The sequence below is a fragment of the Mesorhizobium sp. M0698 genome (assembly GCF_040320455.1).
Taxonomy (GTDB): domain Bacteria; phylum Pseudomonadota; class Alphaproteobacteria; order Rhizobiales; family Rhizobiaceae; genus Mesorhizobium.
In genome coordinates, this window is the sequence record NZ_JAMYPQ010000013.1 from 31,374 (window position 1) to 48,109 (window position 16,736).

The following is a 16,736-nucleotide window of genomic DNA, read 5'->3' on the forward strand; positions in this document are numbered from 1 at the left end:
ACGCGCAATGTGCATTAGACCGGCGGGTTATGCGGCTGGAACAGTCTGCCGCGCTCGGCCAGCAGGATCATCAGCAGCGCCGCCACCGACACGCTGCAGAACCCGGCGGCCAGCGGCGTCACCGTGCCGTTGAAGGCTTGGCCGATCAGCGTGCCGAGAATGCCGCCAAGAAATGTCTGCATGAATCCAAGGATCGACGACGCAGTGCCGGCCAGGTGCCCCAGCGGCTCCATGGCGAGCGCGTTGAAGTTGGCGCCGAGCGCGCCGAACGGGACCATGGCGCAGGCAAAGAAGGTAATGAAGAGCCAGAGCGGCATCTTTATTTCGATGGAAACGACCAGCCAGGCAAGGCTGATGGCCAGAAACAGCAGCAGCGCGCTTTGCGACAGCCGGCGCATGCCGATGCGGCCGACGAGGCGCGAGTTGAGGTAGTTCGAAAAAGCAAGCACGCCGGCAACCCCCGCGAAGATGACCGGGAACATCTCGCCGACATTGAACACGCTGACATAGATCTGCTGGGCCGAGGCGATGAAGCCGAACATGGCGCCGAAGATGAAGGTGCTGGCGAAGGCATAACAGAGCGCGATGCGGTTGGTGAGAACGATGCGGAAGCCACCGATGATGGAGGATACCGTCAGCGGCCGGCGATATTCGGGGTGTAGTGTCTCGGGCAGGCGCAGCAGCGACCAGGCGGACACGATCAGCGCGCCGGCTGCCATGGTGACGAAGATCACATGCCAGGTCGCAAACAGCATGATGAACTGGCCGATACCGGGCGCCACCACCGGAATGGCCATGAACACCATGAAGATCAAGGACATGACTTCGGCCATGCGCCTTCCGTCGAACGTATCGCGCACGATCGAGACGGCAATGACGCGCGTCGCCGCCGCGCCGATGCCTTGCACCGCCCGGTATAGCAGAAGCGTGGTGAATGACGGGGCGATTGCCGCAGCGCCGGCCGCCAGGACGTAGATCACCAGCCCTGCGACTAGAGGCGCGCGGCGCCCGAAGCGGTCCGAGATCGGCCCGAAGAACAGCTGTCCGCCGCCAAAGCCAAGGATATAGGCGGTGACCACATATTGCCGGTGGTTTTCATTTTCGATGCCAAGCGAAGCGCCGATCTGCTGCAGCGCCGGCAGCATGATATCGATGGCCAGCGAATTGAGCGCCATCAGCGCCGCGCATAGCGCAATGAATTCCCAGCGCGGAATAGGCAAGATGCCTGCCTTTTGCTGCGCTTGTGCTTGCTGATCCACGGCCAGTCCGATCTTCAAACGAAAATGCGCCGGCGTGCCGACGCATCCATTCGTTGATTGCCCGATAGCGGGCAGAACTTTTTGCCAAGGTGGGGGCTGCCCCGGCGCTTAGCGCATGACCCCCGAAAATCGCAGGCGGAAGGTCATACGCAGAAACAGAAGTCAGGCGGCGCCTTTGACGCTGACGCCCTTTTCGACGAGGAAGGTCTGCAATTCGCCCGCCTGGAACATCTCGCGGATGATGTCGCAGCCGCCGACGAACTCGCCCTTGACGTAGAGCTGCGGGATGGTCGGCCAATTGGAATAGTCCTTGATGCCTTGCCGCAGTTCGGCCGACGTCAGCACGTCGACGCCCTTATAGTCGGCGCCGATATAGTCGAGGATCTGCACGACCTGGCCGGAAAATCCGCATTGCGGGAAGCCGGGCGTGCCCTTCATGAAGAGAACGACGTCGTTGCCCTTCACTTCATTGTCGATGTAGTCGTTGATGCCGCTCATGGAATACCCTTTCATGCCTGTGGGAGTCAGGCTCGAACATTACCCTTCAAATAAACCCATGGGTTGCGCGAAACAAGATGTTTGCCGCCTTGCCACGCAAATGGCGCAAAGGAACGTCTGATCTTGGGCCAAGAGCGTTGGCCACCATCTTTCCCGAGGCGCGATGAAAAGACGATATCTCGCCGGGTTCCTCCTCGCCGTTCTGTTCGCCGCACTGTCCTTGATCTGGTGGGCCAGGTCGCCGAGACAGCCATCTCTCGTCGTCGGCGGTGAATTACCGGCGCCGTGCCGCGATACGAGCTTCGAGGCGGTCGCCTATGTCGTCTGCGAAATCGATCTGCGCCGCTATGACGTCGGTGTGTTCCACACAGGCCTCGACGGCAAGGCTTTCGGTTCACTGGACAAATTCGACAAGGCGATGGCGGATCAGGGCCGGACGGTGCTGCTCGCCATGAACGCCGGCATGTATCACCAAGACCTGACCCCAGTCGGCCTTCTCGTCGAAGACGGCCGGGAGAAGGCGCCGATCAACGTCGCCGACAGCGGAGGCAATTTCTTCCTGAAACCGAATGGCGTATTCCTGGTCCGCAAGGACGGCAAGGCGGCGGTCATGGAGACAAGCGCCTATGCTGCGACCAGACTGGACGTGATGTTTGCCACGCAATCCGGCCCGATGCTGGTGATAGACGGCCGGCTTCATCCCCGCTTCGAGCAGAACGGCACATCACGCTATATCCGCAATGGCGTCGGCGTGCGTGACGAAAATACGGTCGTGCTGGCGATCTCACGCTCTGAAGTCAGCCTCGGCAGCTTCGCACGGCTATTCCGGGATGCGCTCGATTGTCCCAACGCGCTTTTCTTCGACGGGGTCGTTTCGGCGCTGTCGAACGGCGAGCGGATGATTGTGGGTGGAAAGTATCCGGCGGGGCCGATCATTGCCGTGACCGGTAAGAAGCTTGCGAGCCGGTAACTGCAAGAGAGCTCAGTCCGGCACGCTGGTCTGCAGGGCAAGCGCGTGCAGTACGCCGCCCATGTTGCCCTTCAGCGCGTCATAGACCATCTGGTGCTGCTGGACGCGGCTTTTGCCGCGAAAGCTTTCGGCCACAACCTCAGCCGCATAATGGTCGCCGTCGCCGGCCAGGTCGCGAATCGTCACCTTGGCGTCCGGAATGCCTTCCTTGATCAGCCGTTCGATGTCGTGGGCGTCCATTGCCATGTGAGGATTCCTTGTTCAGGTCGTGATCTCATAGATATGGTCGAAATGGCGGATGAACCACAGGGAAAGGGGCCCACTCGATCACATCACGGGTCCACGACCTCATTTGCCATGAAGCGAGGGAACCAGGATTCGTGGGCGGCGGTCAATTCGCTGACCGGTATCGCACGCGCCTCGCCCAGCTTCAGTTCGCTGCCGCCGGTCGAGCCGATCCACGGCGCAAAAACGCCGAGCTTGTTTTGCTGTTCGCGAATGGCGTCCCATTGCTCGCTCTGCGGGTCGATCGACAGCGTCAGCAGATAACGGCCCTGGTCCTCGCCGAACCAGACCGGGATCGGATCTGCACCGATCAGGCCGGGAATGGTCGCGCCGATGCCGGAGGCCATCGCCATCTCGGCCAGCGCCACCGCGATGCCGCCATCGGAAACGTCATGCGCCGCGGTAACAACACCGGAGGCGATCAGTGCCCGCACATGGTCGCCGACCCGCTTCTCGTGGCCGAGATCGACCGGCGGCGGCGGGCCGTCGGCGCGGCCAAAGATGTCGCGCATATAGACCGACTGGCCAAGATGCGAGCCCCATATCGTCGGGGCGCCGACCAGCACGATCATCTGGTCTTCGGCGGCAAAGCCGATGCGCACCATTTTCGACCAGTCGGCAATCAGACCGACGCCGCCGATGGTTGGTGTCGGCAGGATGCCCTGTCCGTTGGTCTCATTATAGAGGGAGACGTTGCCGGAGACGATCGGAAAGCCAAGCGCCCGGCAGGCATCGCCGATGCCTTTCACAGCACCAACCAGCTGGCCCATGATCTCGGGCCGTTCCGGATTGCCGAAATTGAGATTGTCGGTGGCCGCGAGCGGCAGAGCGCCGGTGGCGGTAAGATTGCGCCAGCATTCGGCAACCGCCTGCTTGCCGCCCTCGTAAGGGTCGGCCTCGCAATAGCGCGGCGTCACGTCGGAGGAGAAGGCGAGCGCCTTGGTCGGATGACCGTCGACGCGCACGACACCGGCGTCGCCGCCGGGAAGCTGCAGGGAATTGCCCTGGATCAGCGTGTCGTACTGCTCCCACACCCAGCGGCGCGAGGAAAGGTCCGGTCCGCCCAGCAGCTTGAGCAGTGCGTCGGCCACATCGGTTCGCGGTGCATCGCCGGCCAGCGGCGCCGGCTTCTTCGGCTCGACCCAGGGACGGTCATATTCCGGCGCCTGGTCGCCGAGATCCTTGATCGGCAGATTGGCAACCTCGTCGCCCTGATGCAGCACGCGAAAGCGCAGATCGTCGGTGGTCTTGCCGACGATGGCAAAGTCGAGGCCCCATTTGTGGAAGATCGCCTCGGCCTGTTTTTCCTTTTCGGGGCGCAGCACCATCAGCATGCGCTCCTGGCTCTCCGACAGCATCATCTCATAGGCGCTCATGCGCTCTTCGCGCACCGGCACCTTGTCGAGGTCGAGCTCGATGCCGAGGTCGCCCTTGGCGCCCATCTCGACCGCCGAGCAGGTGAGGCCAGCGGCACCCATGTCCTGGATGGCGATAACGGCGCCGGACGCCATCAGTTCGAGGCAGGCTTCGAGCAGGCATTTTTCGGTGAAGGGATCGCCAACCTGGACCGTGGGCCGCTTCTCGTCGATCTTGTCGTCGAACTCTGCCGAGGCCATGGTGGCGCCGCCGACGCCGTCGCGCCCGGTCTTGGCGCCGAGATAGACGACCGGCAGGCCGACGCCCTTGGCCTCGGACAGAAAGATTGCGTCCGTCTTCGCGAGGCCCGCGGCAAACGCATTGACCAGGATATTGCCGTTGTAGCGGGCGTCGAAATTGACCTCGCCGCCGACCGTCGGCACGCCGAAGGAATTGCCGTAGCCGCCGACGCCGGAAACGACGCCGGCAACCAGATGCCTGGTTTTGGGGTGGTCCGGCGCGCCGAAGCGCAGCGCGTTCATCGCCGCGATCGGTCGCGCGCCCATGGTGAAGACATCGCGCAGGATGCCGCCGACGCCGGTCGCGGCACCTTGATAGGGCTCGATGTAGGAGGGGTGGTTGTGGCTCTCCATCTTGAAGACGACGCAGTCGCCGTCGCCGATATCGACCACGCCGGCATTCTCGCCCGGGCCCTGGATGACTTGCGGCCCGGTGGTCGGCAGCGTGCGCAGCCACTTCTTCGAGGATTTGTAGGAACAATGCTCGTTCCACATCGCCGAAAAAATACCAAGTTCGGTAAAGCTCGGTTCGCGCCCGACCAGGTCGAGGATGCGCTGGTACTCGTCGGGCTTCAGCCCGTGCGCGGCAATGAGTTCAGGAGTGATCGGCACGGAATTGGAAATGGTCATGATCGGCAATTGTGTCCTTGGGATCGAGTCCCGTCTTATCGCAAGCGTTGCAGCCGATACACCCCGTTGGATGACTAAAACGATGGAAAGCAACAGCTGACCGCAAGTAGCGAAAGATCGCCACTCGACCCGCCGGTTTCAAGCCGGTTCAAGAAAAGCTGTCGTAGCCGGCGCGGCCTTCGTCCAGAAGCCGCCGGATTACCGCGACCCCGTGCGCGATATCGTCCCGCTGTCGCGGTTGCGAGATGCCAAACCGCACGCCGTGAAAGGCCTGTTCGGAACGCCCTGCCTTGAACTCGTCCTCGTCGTCGATGAGCACGCCATGTTCGAGGCAGGCCTGCTTGAAAGTGCCGGAAAGCCATGGGTCCGGCAAAGTGAGCCAGACGAACGGCACGTTATCCAGCGCCTTGAAATCGAAGCCGTCGAGTGTCTCGCGCACGATCGCGATGCGCGCACCGATCTCGGCAATGCTGCGCTTGCGCACCTCAGCGGCCTGACCGGACAGCACCAGCCGGCTGCCCACCTCCGCCAGCAGAAAGGGCAGGCCGCCCGTCATCATCTTGTGGGCAACCCGGATGCGGTGACGATAGGCCGGCGGGCAAGCGAGCCAGCCGCCGCGAACACCCGCCGCAACCGATTTCGACAGGCCGCCGGCAACGATGGTCCGTTCGGGAGCATATTCGGCCATTAAAGGCGTTGGGTCATCGGTCAGTCCGCCATAGAGATCGTCCTCGATCAGGACGACGTTATATTGACGGGCGACATGCGCGATTGCCTCGCGGCGCGATGCCGACAGCGTTGTCAGCGTCGGGTTCTTGGCCGTCGGCATCAAAAACATCATCTTCGGGTGCTTTTGTGCGCAGACGCGCTCGAAATCCTGGGGATCGATGCCCTCGTCGTCAGTCGCCACCAGTGCGGTCCGGCGACCGATCAGGCCGGCACTGCGCGAGATCTGCGAATAGGTGAGGTGCTCGAAGACGACATAGTCGCCGGGGGCGGTGAGCCCCGCAATGGTTGCCATCACTGCGGCGTGGGTGCCGAGCGTGGGAACGATTGCATCCGCCGCCGGGCGATAGGAATTTCGCGACAGCCAGCGCCTGCCCGCTTCGAACCAGCGGTCCGGGAAATCACGAGTATAGCTTGAAATCTCATGCGGATGGTCTTGCGCCGTGCGTGTCAACACGTCGGCGACGATGGCACCCTGGCCGACGTCCGGTGCGGCCGTGCTATCGAAGCGCAGCTTGTTGCCGGGCGCATCCATATAGCGCGTGCCTTGTTCGACCGGCACCAGGAAATCCGGCTTTGCGCTCTCCGACTGTTGAGCGATGACATAGGTTCCGCGGCCGACCTCGCCGCTGACCAATCCCCGCTCGCGCAGCAATTGATAGGCCCTGCCGACCGTGCCGACGGTCGTGCCGATGTCGTATGCCAGATCGCGCTGCGGCGGCAGCTTTGCCCCTGCACCGATCAGGCCGCGGTCGATGTCCGTCTCGATGGAATCAGCAAGCCGCTGATAGAGCGGGCCGGTGCCGGCGGTAAGGTCTGGAAGCCAAGTTGTCATGGTGACAATTTTTTACATTGCACCGAAATGAGAGTCAATACATATGAAGCGGGGCGTACGAAAAGGCACAATTGCAATCTTGGCAGAAAGAAAATGGGTACAATAGAGACAATCCGCTACGCCGCAGTTGAATTGCAGGTGCAGGTGGCGCGCCCGCCGGGCAGGCCAACCTATGTCAGTCGGCTGGTGCGTACGCTCAGATCCTTCGCGAGGTGGATCGACGGGTTAATGGATCGCCGGCGCAGCCGGCTGGTCCTGCTCGAGATGACTGACGACCAGCTCAAGGACATCGGTATCTCGCGTTGCGATGCCCATCGTGAGGGGCTGAGGGCGTTTTGGGACTGAGAAGCAGCCGGATGCTCCGTCTCGAACGTCGCGTGGCATATCGGCGGTTAGACGAGAGCGTCAATATCGACATCGGAACCAACGCGATCTTCTTCATCACTGAGATACCATCCTCCTTCGTGCCCTCACAGCATTCGCTCGCGACGTCTCCAGTGAATAGGGGTATTGCTGAAAATAGCTAATTCCCTTATTTTCGGGATAACGAAGGAGATGACCGTGGCAAGTTTCACCCTCACAGATCTCGGCAACAAATCCGGCGAGGTTGTTGAGGCCGCGTTCCGCGGCCCTGTTGACATCACCAAGCGCGGCAAGCGCAAGTTCGTTCTCCTGACGGCAGAGCAGTTCGACCGCATCACCAGTCGCAGCGCGCAACGGGCACACCGCGTCGAGGATCTGTCGGCCGAGGAACGCGACAGGCTTCTAACCGGCCTCGACGCAGTCGCGCGAGATGATGTTCGGGATGACTGAACCCGGCCACGGACAGATCATTCTCTATTCCTATTTGTGGGCAAGGGAATATGACCGGGGCGAGGAAAGCGGACGCAAGGCGCGGCCGACTTGCGTTATGCTGATCGTTGCCGGCAAGAATGGCCGCAAGCAGGCCCTGCTCTTTCCAATCACGAGCCAGCCGCCACGACCTGGCGCGCACTATGTTGAGATTCCTGAGACCGAGGCCCGCCGCGCCACCCTCTTTACCCCAGCCTGGGTTATCGTCGACGAATTCAACACCGATGATCTCGCGACGAGCTGGGCGCTCGAAGATGCCAAGCCGCTCGGCCAATTCACGCGCAAGTTCATGTCACGGATCGCTGGCGAAGCTGCTGCGGCGATCCGTGCAGGCGCCGCGCGAACCGTGCCAAGACGCTAAAGGCTGCCGCGGCGGGAGAGCATCATCGCGGATGAACGCCCGCCGCCCTGATCCGCGTGACACCGTGGTCCACAAGCACCGCCACGATGCACAGCATCAGAAAGAGCCCGGTGATGGCCAGAGCCGAGACGGCGACGCTGGTCGCGCCGTTCTTGGCGAGATCGAGGAACGGGTAGGGCACTTCACCGGCAATCGGCGCCCGCAGCAGCGCGTAGGCCAGATAGGCGATCGGATAGATCATCCACCAGGAGATGTCGCGCCACCGCGTCGAGCCGTCGGCGCCTGCCACAAGCCACCACAGCACGAACAACACCGGCGTCACATAGTGCAGGAGCACATCGCAGAGCAGGAACAGCCCTTGCGGCTGCCAAAGCTGCGCCAGGACCGTTGCATAAACGATGAGGACCAGCGTTATGGCGACGGCTACGCCCGCCCGCATCCGTGGCGCGGAAAAGGCCGGAAACCAGGCATAACCCGTCGACGACAGCAACGAGGCATGGACGAGCACCGCGCCGATGTTGGTCAGGATGGTGAAGAAGCTGAAATAGAAGACCAGCGAGCCGACAAAGCCGCGGCCGGCTTCCATTGACGCCGGAACGGTGATGCAGAGCTGCAGGACGAGCCCGGCCAGGCCGACGACCAGACCGATGATCTGCAGCAGGCGACCCATTGGGCTAGGCAGCAGCGCCGCAGGCCGGATTGCCCGCCTGCCAGCGGGCAATGTCCGAGCCAATGCGCGCGCCGAGCGGTTCCGCCATCAATGGGCCGAACACGTCGACGCGGCTCGAATTGCCTTGCGCCTGCACGACCAGCAGCGGCTTTCCGCCATAATGCTTGGCCGGCACCAGCAGGAAGCGGGGCGTGCCGCTAAACGAATTCAGTTCGTTGGCCATCTGGTAAGATTTGAAGGCAGGGTCCTTGCTGGCGATCCAGCATTTGTGGGCACCGATTGCCACCTGTTCCATGGCAAGCAGTGACGCGCTCTTGCCCGCCGGCGCCGGCGTGCTCTTCGGGCCTGACTGGCATGAGGCGAGTACAAGCCCGGCGGCAGTAGCGACGGCGAGGCGCGTGGTCGTCGGTCTCATGTTCAAGCGGCGCCCATCTCGAGTTCGGACAGAAAGATCTTCAGACCGTCTGTCATCTCACCCCAGACGCGCGACAGCGCCGGATGCTGCAAGGCGATTTGCTCGTAGGCATCGAATTTCGGATAGGCGTCAAGCAAATCGGGGCGGCCCATCGTTGTCCTGAAATTGTTGAAGACGAAGCGGGTCGGCGTCAACCACGCATCGGCAAAGGAGATGTCGTCGCCGAGCGCGAACGGGCCATGCGCCATGCGGGCCTCGATTGCCGCAAGCCCGTGATGCAATCGGGCGAACTGTGCCTTGATCTCCGCCTCGTTGCGCTGCGGCACGAAATAGAGTTCGAACAGCTTCATGGTCGGGGCGAGCACGTCAAGGTCGGTGATGCGGGCGAACATGCGCACCAACGCCCGGTCTTTCGTATCCTTGGGCAGCAGCGCCGGCTCGGGGAAACGCTCCTCCAGATATTCGGCAATGACTACCGATTCGACGATCGTTTCGCCGGAACCGGTGATCAGCACCGGAATCCTGTTGAGCGGCGAGATGGCACGAAATGCCTCGGGGATGGGAAACCCCGGCGGCGGTGCCATGAGCTTGAGCGGCACGTTCTTGATGTAGGCCAACGCCCGCACGATCGACGAATAGGGCGACAACGGCCGCGAATAGAGTTTCATGACCGTCGCTCCAGGAGGAAAATTGAAGGTATCAAGCGGCGATGCCCAGCGCGCTTTCGAACAGCGCCCGGCCGTCGCTTCCGCCATGCGCCGCTTCGATCAGGTTCTCGGGATGCGGCATCAGGCCGAGCACATTGCCATGGCCGTTGACGATGCCGGCAATGTCGTTGATCGAGCCGTTGGGATTGGTGCCTACGGCATAGCGGAACACCACCTGGCCTTCGCCTTCGAGGCGGGCCAGCGTTTCGGCATCGGCAAAATAATTGCCGTCATGGTGCGCCACCGGCGCGCGGATGATCTGGCCCGGCTGATAGCGGCGGGTGAACATCGTGTTGGCGTTGGCGATCTGCAGCTTCACCTGACGGCAGACGAATTTCAGCGAGGTATTGCGCATCAATGCGCCCGGCAGCAAGCCGGCCTCGACCAGGATTTGGAAGCCGTTGCAGACGCCGATGACCGTGACGCCCTTGGCCGCCTTTTCGGCCACAGCCCGCATTACTGGCATGCGCGCGGCAATGGCGCCGCAGCGCAGATAATCGCCGAACGAAAAGCCGCCGGGAATGGCGATCAGGTCGACATCGGGAATTTCGGTGTCGGTCTGCCAGACGGTGACCGGCGGCGTGCCGGAAATCTTGGTCAGCGCCGCGATCATGTCGCGGTCGCGATTGAGGCCTGGGAGCAGGACGACGGCTGATTTCACCTCAGGCGATCTCCACCGCGTAATTCTCAATCACTGTATTCGCCAGAAGCTTGTCGCACATGGCTTTCAGATCGGCCTCGGCCTTGGCGCTGTCGCTCTCGGCCAATTCGACGTCGAAAACCTTGCCTTGCCGCACCTGGCCGACGCCGCCGAAACCCATTCCGGACAGCGCGTGCTCGATTGCCTTGCCTTGTGGGTCTAGCACGCCGTTCTTGAGGGTTACGGTAATGCGGGCCTTGATCACGCTGGACATGCTCCTGTTCACCTGTTGAGCGGGCAAGCCGTCAGTGCGGCTTACCTTTGACACCGTCGGTCGATGCGACGAGCACCGGCCCGGCCGGACGCGGTGGCTCGTTCTCGTTCATGATGCCGAGACGGCGGGCAACTTCCTGATAAGCCTCGACCAGCCCGCCCATGTCGCGGCGGAAGCGGTCCTTGTCGAGCTTGTCCTGCGTCGCCACGTCCCACAGCCGGCAGGAATCCGGCGAGATCTCGTCGGCAACGACGATGCGCATCATGTCGCCTTCGAACAGGCGGCCGCATTCGATCTTGAAATCGACGAGCTGGATGCCGACACCCATGAACAGGCCGGAAAGGAAGTCGTTGACGCGAATGGCCAGCGCCATGACATCGTCGATCTCCTGCGGGCTCGCCCAGCCGAAGGCGGTGATGTGCTCTTCCGAGACCATCGGATCGTCGAGCGCATCGGCCTTGTAATAGAATTCGATGATCGAGCGCGGCAGCACGGTGCCTTCCTCGATGCCCAGGCGCTTGGCCAGCGAGCCGGCGGCGACGTTGCGCACCACCACTTCGAGCGGGATGATCTCGACTTCCTTGATCAACTGCTCGCGCATGTTGAGCCGGCGGATGAAGTGGGTCGGAATGCCCATCCGGTTGAGATGGTTGAAGATGTGCTCGGAAATGCGGTTGTTGAGCACGCCTTTGCCATCGACGATTTCATGCTTCTTCTTGTTGAAAGCGGTAGCGTCGTCCTTGAAGAACTGGATCAGCGTGCCAGGCTCCGGTCCCTCATAAAGGATCTTGGCCTTGCCTTCATAAATGCGGCGGCGATTTTTCATCTGATTTTTCTCTGGATTTGCGGGCAGGCGGCAAGCGACCAGTTCCTGTCCGTCTGCCTAAAATAAGATGGCGACGGTGGGGTTCAATGCCGGTGTCTATCCCAATCGCACTGTTTGCTCAATCGGCAAATCCTTTCAATCAACCGCTTTCGGGCACCGAAATGCCGCAGCGCAGCAAGCAATGTAGCATATTGACCGGCCGGCGCCCTTTTGGTTTGTGCTCCGGCAACACATATTGGCACAACGAATCGGATTTCACGGAGGGATGCCATGAGCAGCATGAAAGACCGCGAAGAGGGCTTTGAGCGCAAATTCGCATTCGACGAGGAACTTCGGTTCAAGGCTGCGGCACGCCGCAACAGAGCGCTCGGCCTGTGGGCTGCCGAAAAGCTCGGCAAGTCCGGCGCCGATGCCGACGCTTATGCCAGGGAAGTGGTCGTCAGCGACATCGAGGAAGCCGGCGATCACGACGTTTTCCGCAAGATACGCAAGGATTTCGATGCGGCCGGCATCGACCAGTCGGACCATCAGATCCGCCGCACCATGGATGAATTGATGGCGCAGGCGATCGAGCAGATCAAGAACACCTGATCCCCATCGATACTCTTCGAATGCTGGACCAATCGACCGCCCGGCCTCACCGGGCGGTTTTTCTTTGCCTTTGCGGTCATTTCCGGCTGAATTGCTGCAAGCAAAGAGGAAATCGCCAATGTCCCTGAAGTCACGCCTTGCGGCCGACGAGACGCTGTTCACCGCATGGTCCGGCGTGCCGGATGCCTTGACGGTCGAGATACTGGCCAGGCAAGGGTTCGACGCGGTTACGCTCGATATGCAGCATGGTGGGCATCACGAGGATAGCGTGCTGCGCGGGCTTGTGCCGGTGCTGGCCGCCAACAAGCCGGCTTTGGTACGCATCCCGGTCGGCCGCTTCGACATGGCCAGCCGTGCGCTTGACTTCGGCGCCGAGGCGGTGATCGCCCCGATGGTGAATTCGGTGGCGGACGCAAAGCTGTTTGCTGCCGCAATGAAATACCCGCCACTCGGCGAGCGCTCCTGGGGCCCGACCTATGCTTTTCCGCGCCATGGCAAGGGCGACTATGCCGACTGGCTGCGCGACAGCAACCAGCGCACCATGGCGTTCGCCATGGTCGAAACGCGGGCCGCGCTTGATGCACTCGACGGCATCCTCGACACGCCGGGCATCGACGGTATCTTCCTTGGCCCGTCGGATTTCTCGATCGCCTGGTCGCAGGGCACCACCGTCAGTTCGACGCTGGAGAGCATGATGGGGACCGTCGCCTCGATCGCCGAGCGCACCCGCAAAGCCGGCAAGCATGCGGCGATCTATGTGATGGAACCGGCCATCGCCGGTCGCGTGGTGTCGATGGGTTACCGGCTGCTGGCGATGGGTTCCGAGCATTCGCTGATTTCGCTTGGGGCAAAGACCCTGCTGAGCAGCGTCAGGGATTCGATCGCTTCCTAGAGCAATTCCAGAAAAGTGTGAAACGGTTTTCCGTCCGGAATTGCGTCAAAACAAAGAGATAGAGCGGTTCGCCGTTTCCGTGAAGCGGTGAACCGCTCTAGAGATCCGTCAGGAATTTTGCGAACGTCATCGAGCCTTCAGGCCAGGGGCCGAAGCCGGAATCCGCGTTGAGATGACCGGCATCCCCGGCGTCGATGAACAGCGAGCCCCACGCCCCGGCAATGTCCTCGGCGACGCCGAAGGCGCAGAACGGGTCGTTGCGGCTGGCGATCACCACCGACGGAAACGGCAGCGGGTCGCGCGGATAGGGGCCGAAGGTCATCAGGTGCCTCGGCTTTATCTCTGGATTGGCGACATCGGGCGGCGCCACGAAGAAAGCGCCGGCGACCGGCCTCTCGAACCGAGGCAATGCTTGAATGACCGCCGCGACGCCAAGCGAATGGGCGACGATGACGACCGGCCGCTCGGCCTCGTTAACCGCCTTGGCGACACCGGCCGTCCAATCCTCGCGCACCGGCTTCGACCATTCCGCCTGTTCGACGCGGCGCGCTGTCGATAGTTTCGACTGCCAGCGGCTCTGCCAATGATCGGGGCCGGAATTGGTGTAGCCCGGCACGATGAGAATATCTGCTTCCCTGACTTTCATGGCGCGCATGTAGCGAGAGGCGCTGTCGGGTGCAACCGGGTATGAACTCAACAGCGACACGCAAACGGCCGCTCACGAGCCCGGTTCTGCTCGCTATTGTGAACACCCTGTTCGCTTCTTGCGCTCTTGTGTGAACGATCGCGATCAACGATCTGTCGCCAGGAAAGAATGGCTGTTCCGAGATTTTGGCACGGACATGGCGTAGAATGATTGATGGCGCCGGATTGCTCTGTTGGAAGCTTGTCGAGCGCCGCCTGAACGGAGCACTTTGATGAGCGAACTGCCTTTTGCCGCGACGACCCCGGTCAGCGTTGCCCGCGTCGGCTTGCGGGCGCGCGATGCAGACAATCTCGCTGCCTACTATCGCAAAGTCGTCGGTTTGCAGGAACTGAGCCGCGCCGGCGGCACGATTACGCTCGGCGCAGTCAATCGCCCTTTGCTCGACATCGAAGCGGATCCGGCCGCGAAACCCGATGACCCGCGCAGCGCCGGTCTTTTCCACACCGCCTTCCTGCTACCCAGCCGGGCCGATCTCGGCCGCTGGATCAATCACGCCATCGCCGGCAAGATCGGCATCGAGGGCGCATCCGATCATCTGGTCAGCGAGGCTCTTTACCTAACCGATCCGGAAGGCAACGGCATCGAGATCTATGCCGACCGCCGTCCGCAGGACTGGAAATGGAACGGTGACAAGATAGCGATGGCGACGGAGCGGCTGAACATTCCGTCGGTCGTTGCCGAGGTGCCGGCCGGCGACACCGGCTGGCAGGGCGCGCCGGAAAACAGCATTATCGGCCACGTCCATTTGCGGGTCGGCAGGCCGGAAGAAGCCGAAGCATGGTGGCATCAGGAGTTCGGTTTCGACACAGTGGCAAAGTACGGTGGCGCGGCGGTGTTCCTGTCGTCCGGCGGCTATCATCACCACATTGGCGCAAATGCGTGGCAGAGCGCGGGCGCCGGTCGCCGCGATCCCGCCCGCTCCGGCTTGGCCTGGGTCGAGATGCGCTCGGACAATGCCGCAAGCGAGACCACCCGCGAGGATCCGTGGGGCACGGTAATAAGGACGGTTCCCGGTAAGGCGTAGGTTAGAGGTTCGCTTTTTCGAGCAAGCGGCCAAGCATGAGCAGGCCCGCTGGCCATACGCCCAGGCGGGCCTCGTTTCCCATATGGCCGAGATCGCCGGCATCGGCGATATCCGCGCCCCAGGCTGCGGCAAAAGCGGTCGCCTTGTCGAAGGTGACGCGTGGGTCGCTGCGGCTCGCCACCACCAATGTCGGGAAGGGCAGGCGCTTCAGCGGCATCGGCGCGAACGGGCGCACCGCGTCGAATGAGGGATCGGCATCGTCGACATTGGTCGCGGCAACCAGGAATGCCGCCGCGACCTTGTCGAGTTGGCCTTGACTGGCCCCAGCAGCCCACTTCACCGCCGTCGCCACCGCCAGCGAATGCGCAAGCAGCACGACGCGGCGCGGAGCGGCGGCCACCGCGGCATCCACCTGGCCGATCCAGTCTTCAGGCTTTGGCCGGTCCCACTCGGCCTGCAGCACGCGGCTCGAATTGGGGAACACCCGGCACCAATGCGACATCCAATGATCCGGCCCGGAATTGCCGCGCCCGGGCAGGGCGAGGAAATCGAAATCTCCGGCCGACGAAATCATCAGGCTTCTCCAAACACTCGGCTAAAGATCGTATCGACGTGCTTGGTATGATAGCCCAAGTCGAATTTCTCGCGGATCTCGGCCTCGGGCAAGGCTGCGACAACGTCCTTGTCGGCCAAAAGTTCCTCAAGAAAATCAGCGCCTTGCTCCCATACCTTCATGGCGTTGCGCTGCACCAGCCGGTAGGCGTCCTCGCGCGAAACACCGGCTTGCGTCAGCGCCAGCAGCACGCGCTGCGAATGCACAAGGCCACGGAATTTGTTCATGTTCTTCAGCATGTTGTCGGGGTAGACCAGCAGTTTGTCGACGACGCTGGTCAGGCGTGAGAGCGCGAAATCGAGCGTCACCGTCGCGTCGGGCCCGATCATGCGCTCGACCGAGGAATGCGAGATGTCGCGCTCGTGCCACAGCGCCACATTCTCCATTGCCGGCAATGCGAAGGAGCGCACCATGCGGGCAAGGCCGGTGAGGTTCTCGGTCAGCACCGGGTTGCGCTTGTGCGGCATCGCCGACGAGCCCTTCTGTCCGGGTGAAAAGTACTCTTCTGCTTCAAGTACCTCGGTGCGCTGCAGATGGCGCACCTCGATCGCCAGCCGCTCGACCGACGAGGCGATCACGCCGAGCGTGGCGAAGAACATCGCGTGGCGGTCGCGCGGGATCACCTGCGTCGACACCGGCTCCGGCTTCAGTCCGAGTTTCTTGGCCACGTATTCTTCGACATAAGGGTCGATATTGGCGAAGGTGCCGACCGCACCAGAGATGGCGCAGGTGGCGATGTCCTCGCGTGCGTGCACCAGCCTCTCGCGGCAACGCGAGAATTCGGCATAGGCCTGCGCCAGCTTGACGCCGAAGGTGGTCGGCTCGGCATGGATGCCATGGCTGCGGCCGATTGTGATCGTGTCCTTGTGCTCGAAGGCGCGGCGCTTGAGCGCCGCAAGCAGCCCGTCAATGTCGGCCAGCAGGATGTCGCTGGCGCGGGTGAGCTGCACGGCAAAACAGGTGTCGAGAACGTCGGAGGATGTCATGCCCTGGTGGATGAAGCGGGCATCCGGCCCGACGAATTCGGCAAGATGGGTGAGAAAGGCGATGACGTCATGCTTGGTGACCCGCTCGATCTCGTCGATGGCGTCGACGTCGAACTTCGCCGCTCCGCCTTTCTCCCAGATGGTCTTGGCGGCCTCCTTCGGGATGACGCCGAGCTCGGCCAATGCGTCGCAGGCGTAGGCCTCGATCTCGAACCAGATGCGGAACCGGGTTTCGGGCGACCAGATGGCCACCATTTCCGGCCGGGAGTAGCGAGGGATCATCAGTCGGTCCTGACTTGCGAGAGCATTTGCCCGCGTCCT

21 protein-coding genes are annotated in these 16,736 nt (G+C 62.2%); 7 read left to right on the plus strand and 14 right to left on the minus strand.

Annotated features, from left to right (window positions below; genetic code table 11):
* Positions 1-14: 14 nt before the first annotated feature.
* Together NKI16_RS22995 and grxD are read right to left on the minus strand one after the other, a co-directional pair.
* Positions 15-1,214: a multidrug effflux MFS transporter gene (locus tag NKI16_RS22995; RefSeq protein WP_352623656.1), complete on the minus strand. Its 1,200-nt coding sequence runs from the start codon at positions 1,212-1,214 to the stop codon at positions 15-17.
* Between the two features lie 207 nt (positions 1,215-1,421).
* Entirely contained in the window at positions 1,422-1,757 is a 336-nt protein-coding gene (gene grxD / locus NKI16_RS23000; protein ID WP_023674712.1) for a Grx4 family monothiol glutaredoxin, read from the minus strand.
* Positions 1,758-1,920: 163 nt separating this feature from the next.
* On the opposite strand from grxD, the gene NKI16_RS23005 reads away from it, so the two are divergent.
* Positions 1,921-2,727 (plus strand): phosphodiester glycosidase family protein, encoded by an 807-nt coding sequence (locus NKI16_RS23005; RefSeq protein ID WP_352623646.1) that lies wholly within the window; start codon positions 1,921-1,923, stop codon positions 2,725-2,727.
* Between the two features lie 12 nt (positions 2,728-2,739).
* Here the strand turns inward: NKI16_RS23005 and NKI16_RS23010 are convergent, their stop codons facing one another.
* The 3 genes from NKI16_RS23010 to NKI16_RS23020 all read right to left on the minus strand — a co-directional run bounded on the left by NKI16_RS23010 (position 2,740) and on the right by NKI16_RS23020 (position 6,858).
* Positions 2,740-2,973: a BolA/IbaG family iron-sulfur metabolism protein gene (locus NKI16_RS23010; protein ID WP_023674714.1), complete on the minus strand. Its 234-nt coding sequence runs from the start codon at positions 2,971-2,973 to the stop codon at positions 2,740-2,742.
* 86 nt (positions 2,974-3,059) lie between these two features.
* The gene (gene purL / locus NKI16_RS23015) at positions 3,060-5,297 is read right to left on the minus strand and encodes a phosphoribosylformylglycinamidine synthase subunit PurL (RefSeq protein ID WP_023674715.1); all 2,238 of its coding nucleotides are present in this window, start codon (positions 5,295-5,297) and stop codon (positions 3,060-3,062) included.
* A 148-nt stretch (positions 5,298-5,445) separates the two neighbouring features.
* Complete coding sequence (locus NKI16_RS23020) at positions 5,446-6,858, minus strand: aminotransferase-like domain-containing protein (protein WP_352623644.1); 1,413 nt, start codon at positions 6,856-6,858, stop codon at positions 5,446-5,448.
* Positions 6,859-6,951: 93 nt separating this feature from the next.
* Between NKI16_RS23020 and NKI16_RS23025 the strand changes: the two genes are divergently transcribed.
* The 3 genes from NKI16_RS23025 to NKI16_RS23035 all read left to right on the plus strand — a co-directional run bounded on the left by NKI16_RS23025 (position 6,952) and on the right by NKI16_RS23035 (position 8,071).
* A complete protein-coding gene (locus NKI16_RS23025) occupies positions 6,952-7,203 on the plus strand; it encodes a DUF1127 domain-containing protein (RefSeq protein ID WP_023674717.1) in 252 nt (83 codons plus the stop codon).
* A gap of 210 nt (positions 7,204-7,413) precedes the next feature.
* Entirely contained in the window at positions 7,414-7,671 is a 258-nt protein-coding gene (locus tag NKI16_RS23030) for a type II toxin-antitoxin system prevent-host-death family antitoxin (protein WP_245274625.1), read from the plus strand.
* A 97-nt stretch (positions 7,672-7,768) separates the two neighbouring features.
* Positions 7,769-8,071, plus strand: a complete 303-nt coding sequence (locus NKI16_RS23035) for a hypothetical protein (protein ID WP_245274623.1) — start codon at positions 7,769-7,771, stop codon at positions 8,069-8,071.
* A 22-nt stretch (positions 8,072-8,093) separates the two neighbouring features.
* Here the strand turns inward: NKI16_RS23035 and NKI16_RS23040 are convergent, their stop codons facing one another.
* The 6 genes from NKI16_RS23040 to purC are packed head-to-tail and all read right to left on the minus strand — an operon-like array spanning position 8,094 to position 11,603.
* The gene (locus tag NKI16_RS23040) at positions 8,094-8,741 is read right to left on the minus strand and encodes a Pr6Pr family membrane protein (RefSeq protein ID WP_023674720.1); all 648 of its coding nucleotides are present in this window, start codon (positions 8,739-8,741) and stop codon (positions 8,094-8,096) included.
* Between the two features lie 4 nt (positions 8,742-8,745).
* Positions 8,746-9,156 (minus strand): hypothetical protein, encoded by a 411-nt coding sequence (locus tag NKI16_RS23045; protein ID WP_023674721.1) that lies wholly within the window; start codon positions 9,154-9,156, stop codon positions 8,746-8,748.
* Positions 9,157-9,158: 2 nt separating this feature from the next.
* Positions 9,159-9,824, minus strand: a complete 666-nt coding sequence (locus NKI16_RS23050; RefSeq protein WP_023674722.1) for a glutathione S-transferase family protein — start codon at positions 9,822-9,824, stop codon at positions 9,159-9,161.
* A gap of 31 nt (positions 9,825-9,855) precedes the next feature.
* Complete coding sequence (purQ, locus tag NKI16_RS23055) at positions 9,856-10,524, minus strand: phosphoribosylformylglycinamidine synthase subunit PurQ (protein WP_352623640.1); 669 nt, start codon at positions 10,522-10,524, stop codon at positions 9,856-9,858.
* 1 nt (position 10,525) lies between these two features.
* Positions 10,526-10,768: a phosphoribosylformylglycinamidine synthase subunit PurS gene (gene purS / locus NKI16_RS23060; protein WP_023674724.1), complete on the minus strand. Its 243-nt coding sequence runs from the start codon at positions 10,766-10,768 to the stop codon at positions 10,526-10,528.
* 40 nt (positions 10,769-10,808) lie between these two features.
* On the minus strand, positions 10,809-11,603 hold the full coding sequence (purC, locus tag NKI16_RS23065) for a phosphoribosylaminoimidazolesuccinocarboxamide synthase (RefSeq protein ID WP_023674725.1): 795 nt from the start codon (positions 11,601-11,603) through the stop codon (positions 10,809-10,811).
* A 270-nt stretch (positions 11,604-11,873) separates the two neighbouring features.
* Here purC and NKI16_RS23070 point away from each other — a divergent pair, with 270 nt between their 5' ends.
* Positions 11,874-12,194 carry a DUF1476 domain-containing protein gene (locus tag NKI16_RS23070; RefSeq protein ID WP_023674726.1) on the plus strand — a complete coding sequence of 107 codons (321 nt, stop codon included), beginning with the start codon at positions 11,874-11,876 and terminating at the stop codon, positions 12,192-12,194.
* A gap of 118 nt (positions 12,195-12,312) precedes the next feature.
* Positions 12,313-13,086, plus strand: coding sequence for an HpcH/HpaI aldolase family protein (locus tag NKI16_RS23075; protein ID WP_352623638.1), 774 nt, complete (start codon positions 12,313-12,315; stop codon positions 13,084-13,086).
* A 97-nt stretch (positions 13,087-13,183) separates the two neighbouring features.
* Here the strand turns inward: NKI16_RS23075 and NKI16_RS23080 are convergent, their stop codons facing one another.
* Positions 13,184-13,732, minus strand: a complete 549-nt coding sequence (locus NKI16_RS23080; protein WP_023674728.1) for an RBBP9/YdeN family alpha/beta hydrolase — start codon at positions 13,730-13,732, stop codon at positions 13,184-13,186.
* A gap of 271 nt (positions 13,733-14,003) precedes the next feature.
* Between NKI16_RS23080 and NKI16_RS23085 the strand changes: the two genes are divergently transcribed.
* Positions 14,004-14,816, plus strand: a complete 813-nt coding sequence (locus NKI16_RS23085) for a VOC family protein (RefSeq protein ID WP_352590699.1) — start codon at positions 14,004-14,006, stop codon at positions 14,814-14,816.
* A gap of 1 nt (position 14,817) precedes the next feature.
* On the opposite strand, the gene NKI16_RS23090 is transcribed toward NKI16_RS23085, so the two are convergent.
* Together NKI16_RS23090 and purB are read right to left on the minus strand one after the other, a co-directional pair.
* A complete protein-coding gene (locus NKI16_RS23090) occupies positions 14,818-15,390 on the minus strand; it encodes an alpha/beta hydrolase (RefSeq protein WP_352590702.1) in 573 nt (190 codons plus the stop codon).
* Positions 15,390-16,697, minus strand: a complete 1,308-nt coding sequence (gene purB / locus NKI16_RS23095) for an adenylosuccinate lyase (protein WP_352623636.1) — start codon at positions 16,695-16,697, stop codon at positions 15,390-15,392. Before purB ends, NKI16_RS23090 begins: the two co-directional genes overlap by 1 nt.
* Positions 16,698-16,736 lie beyond the last annotated feature (39 nt).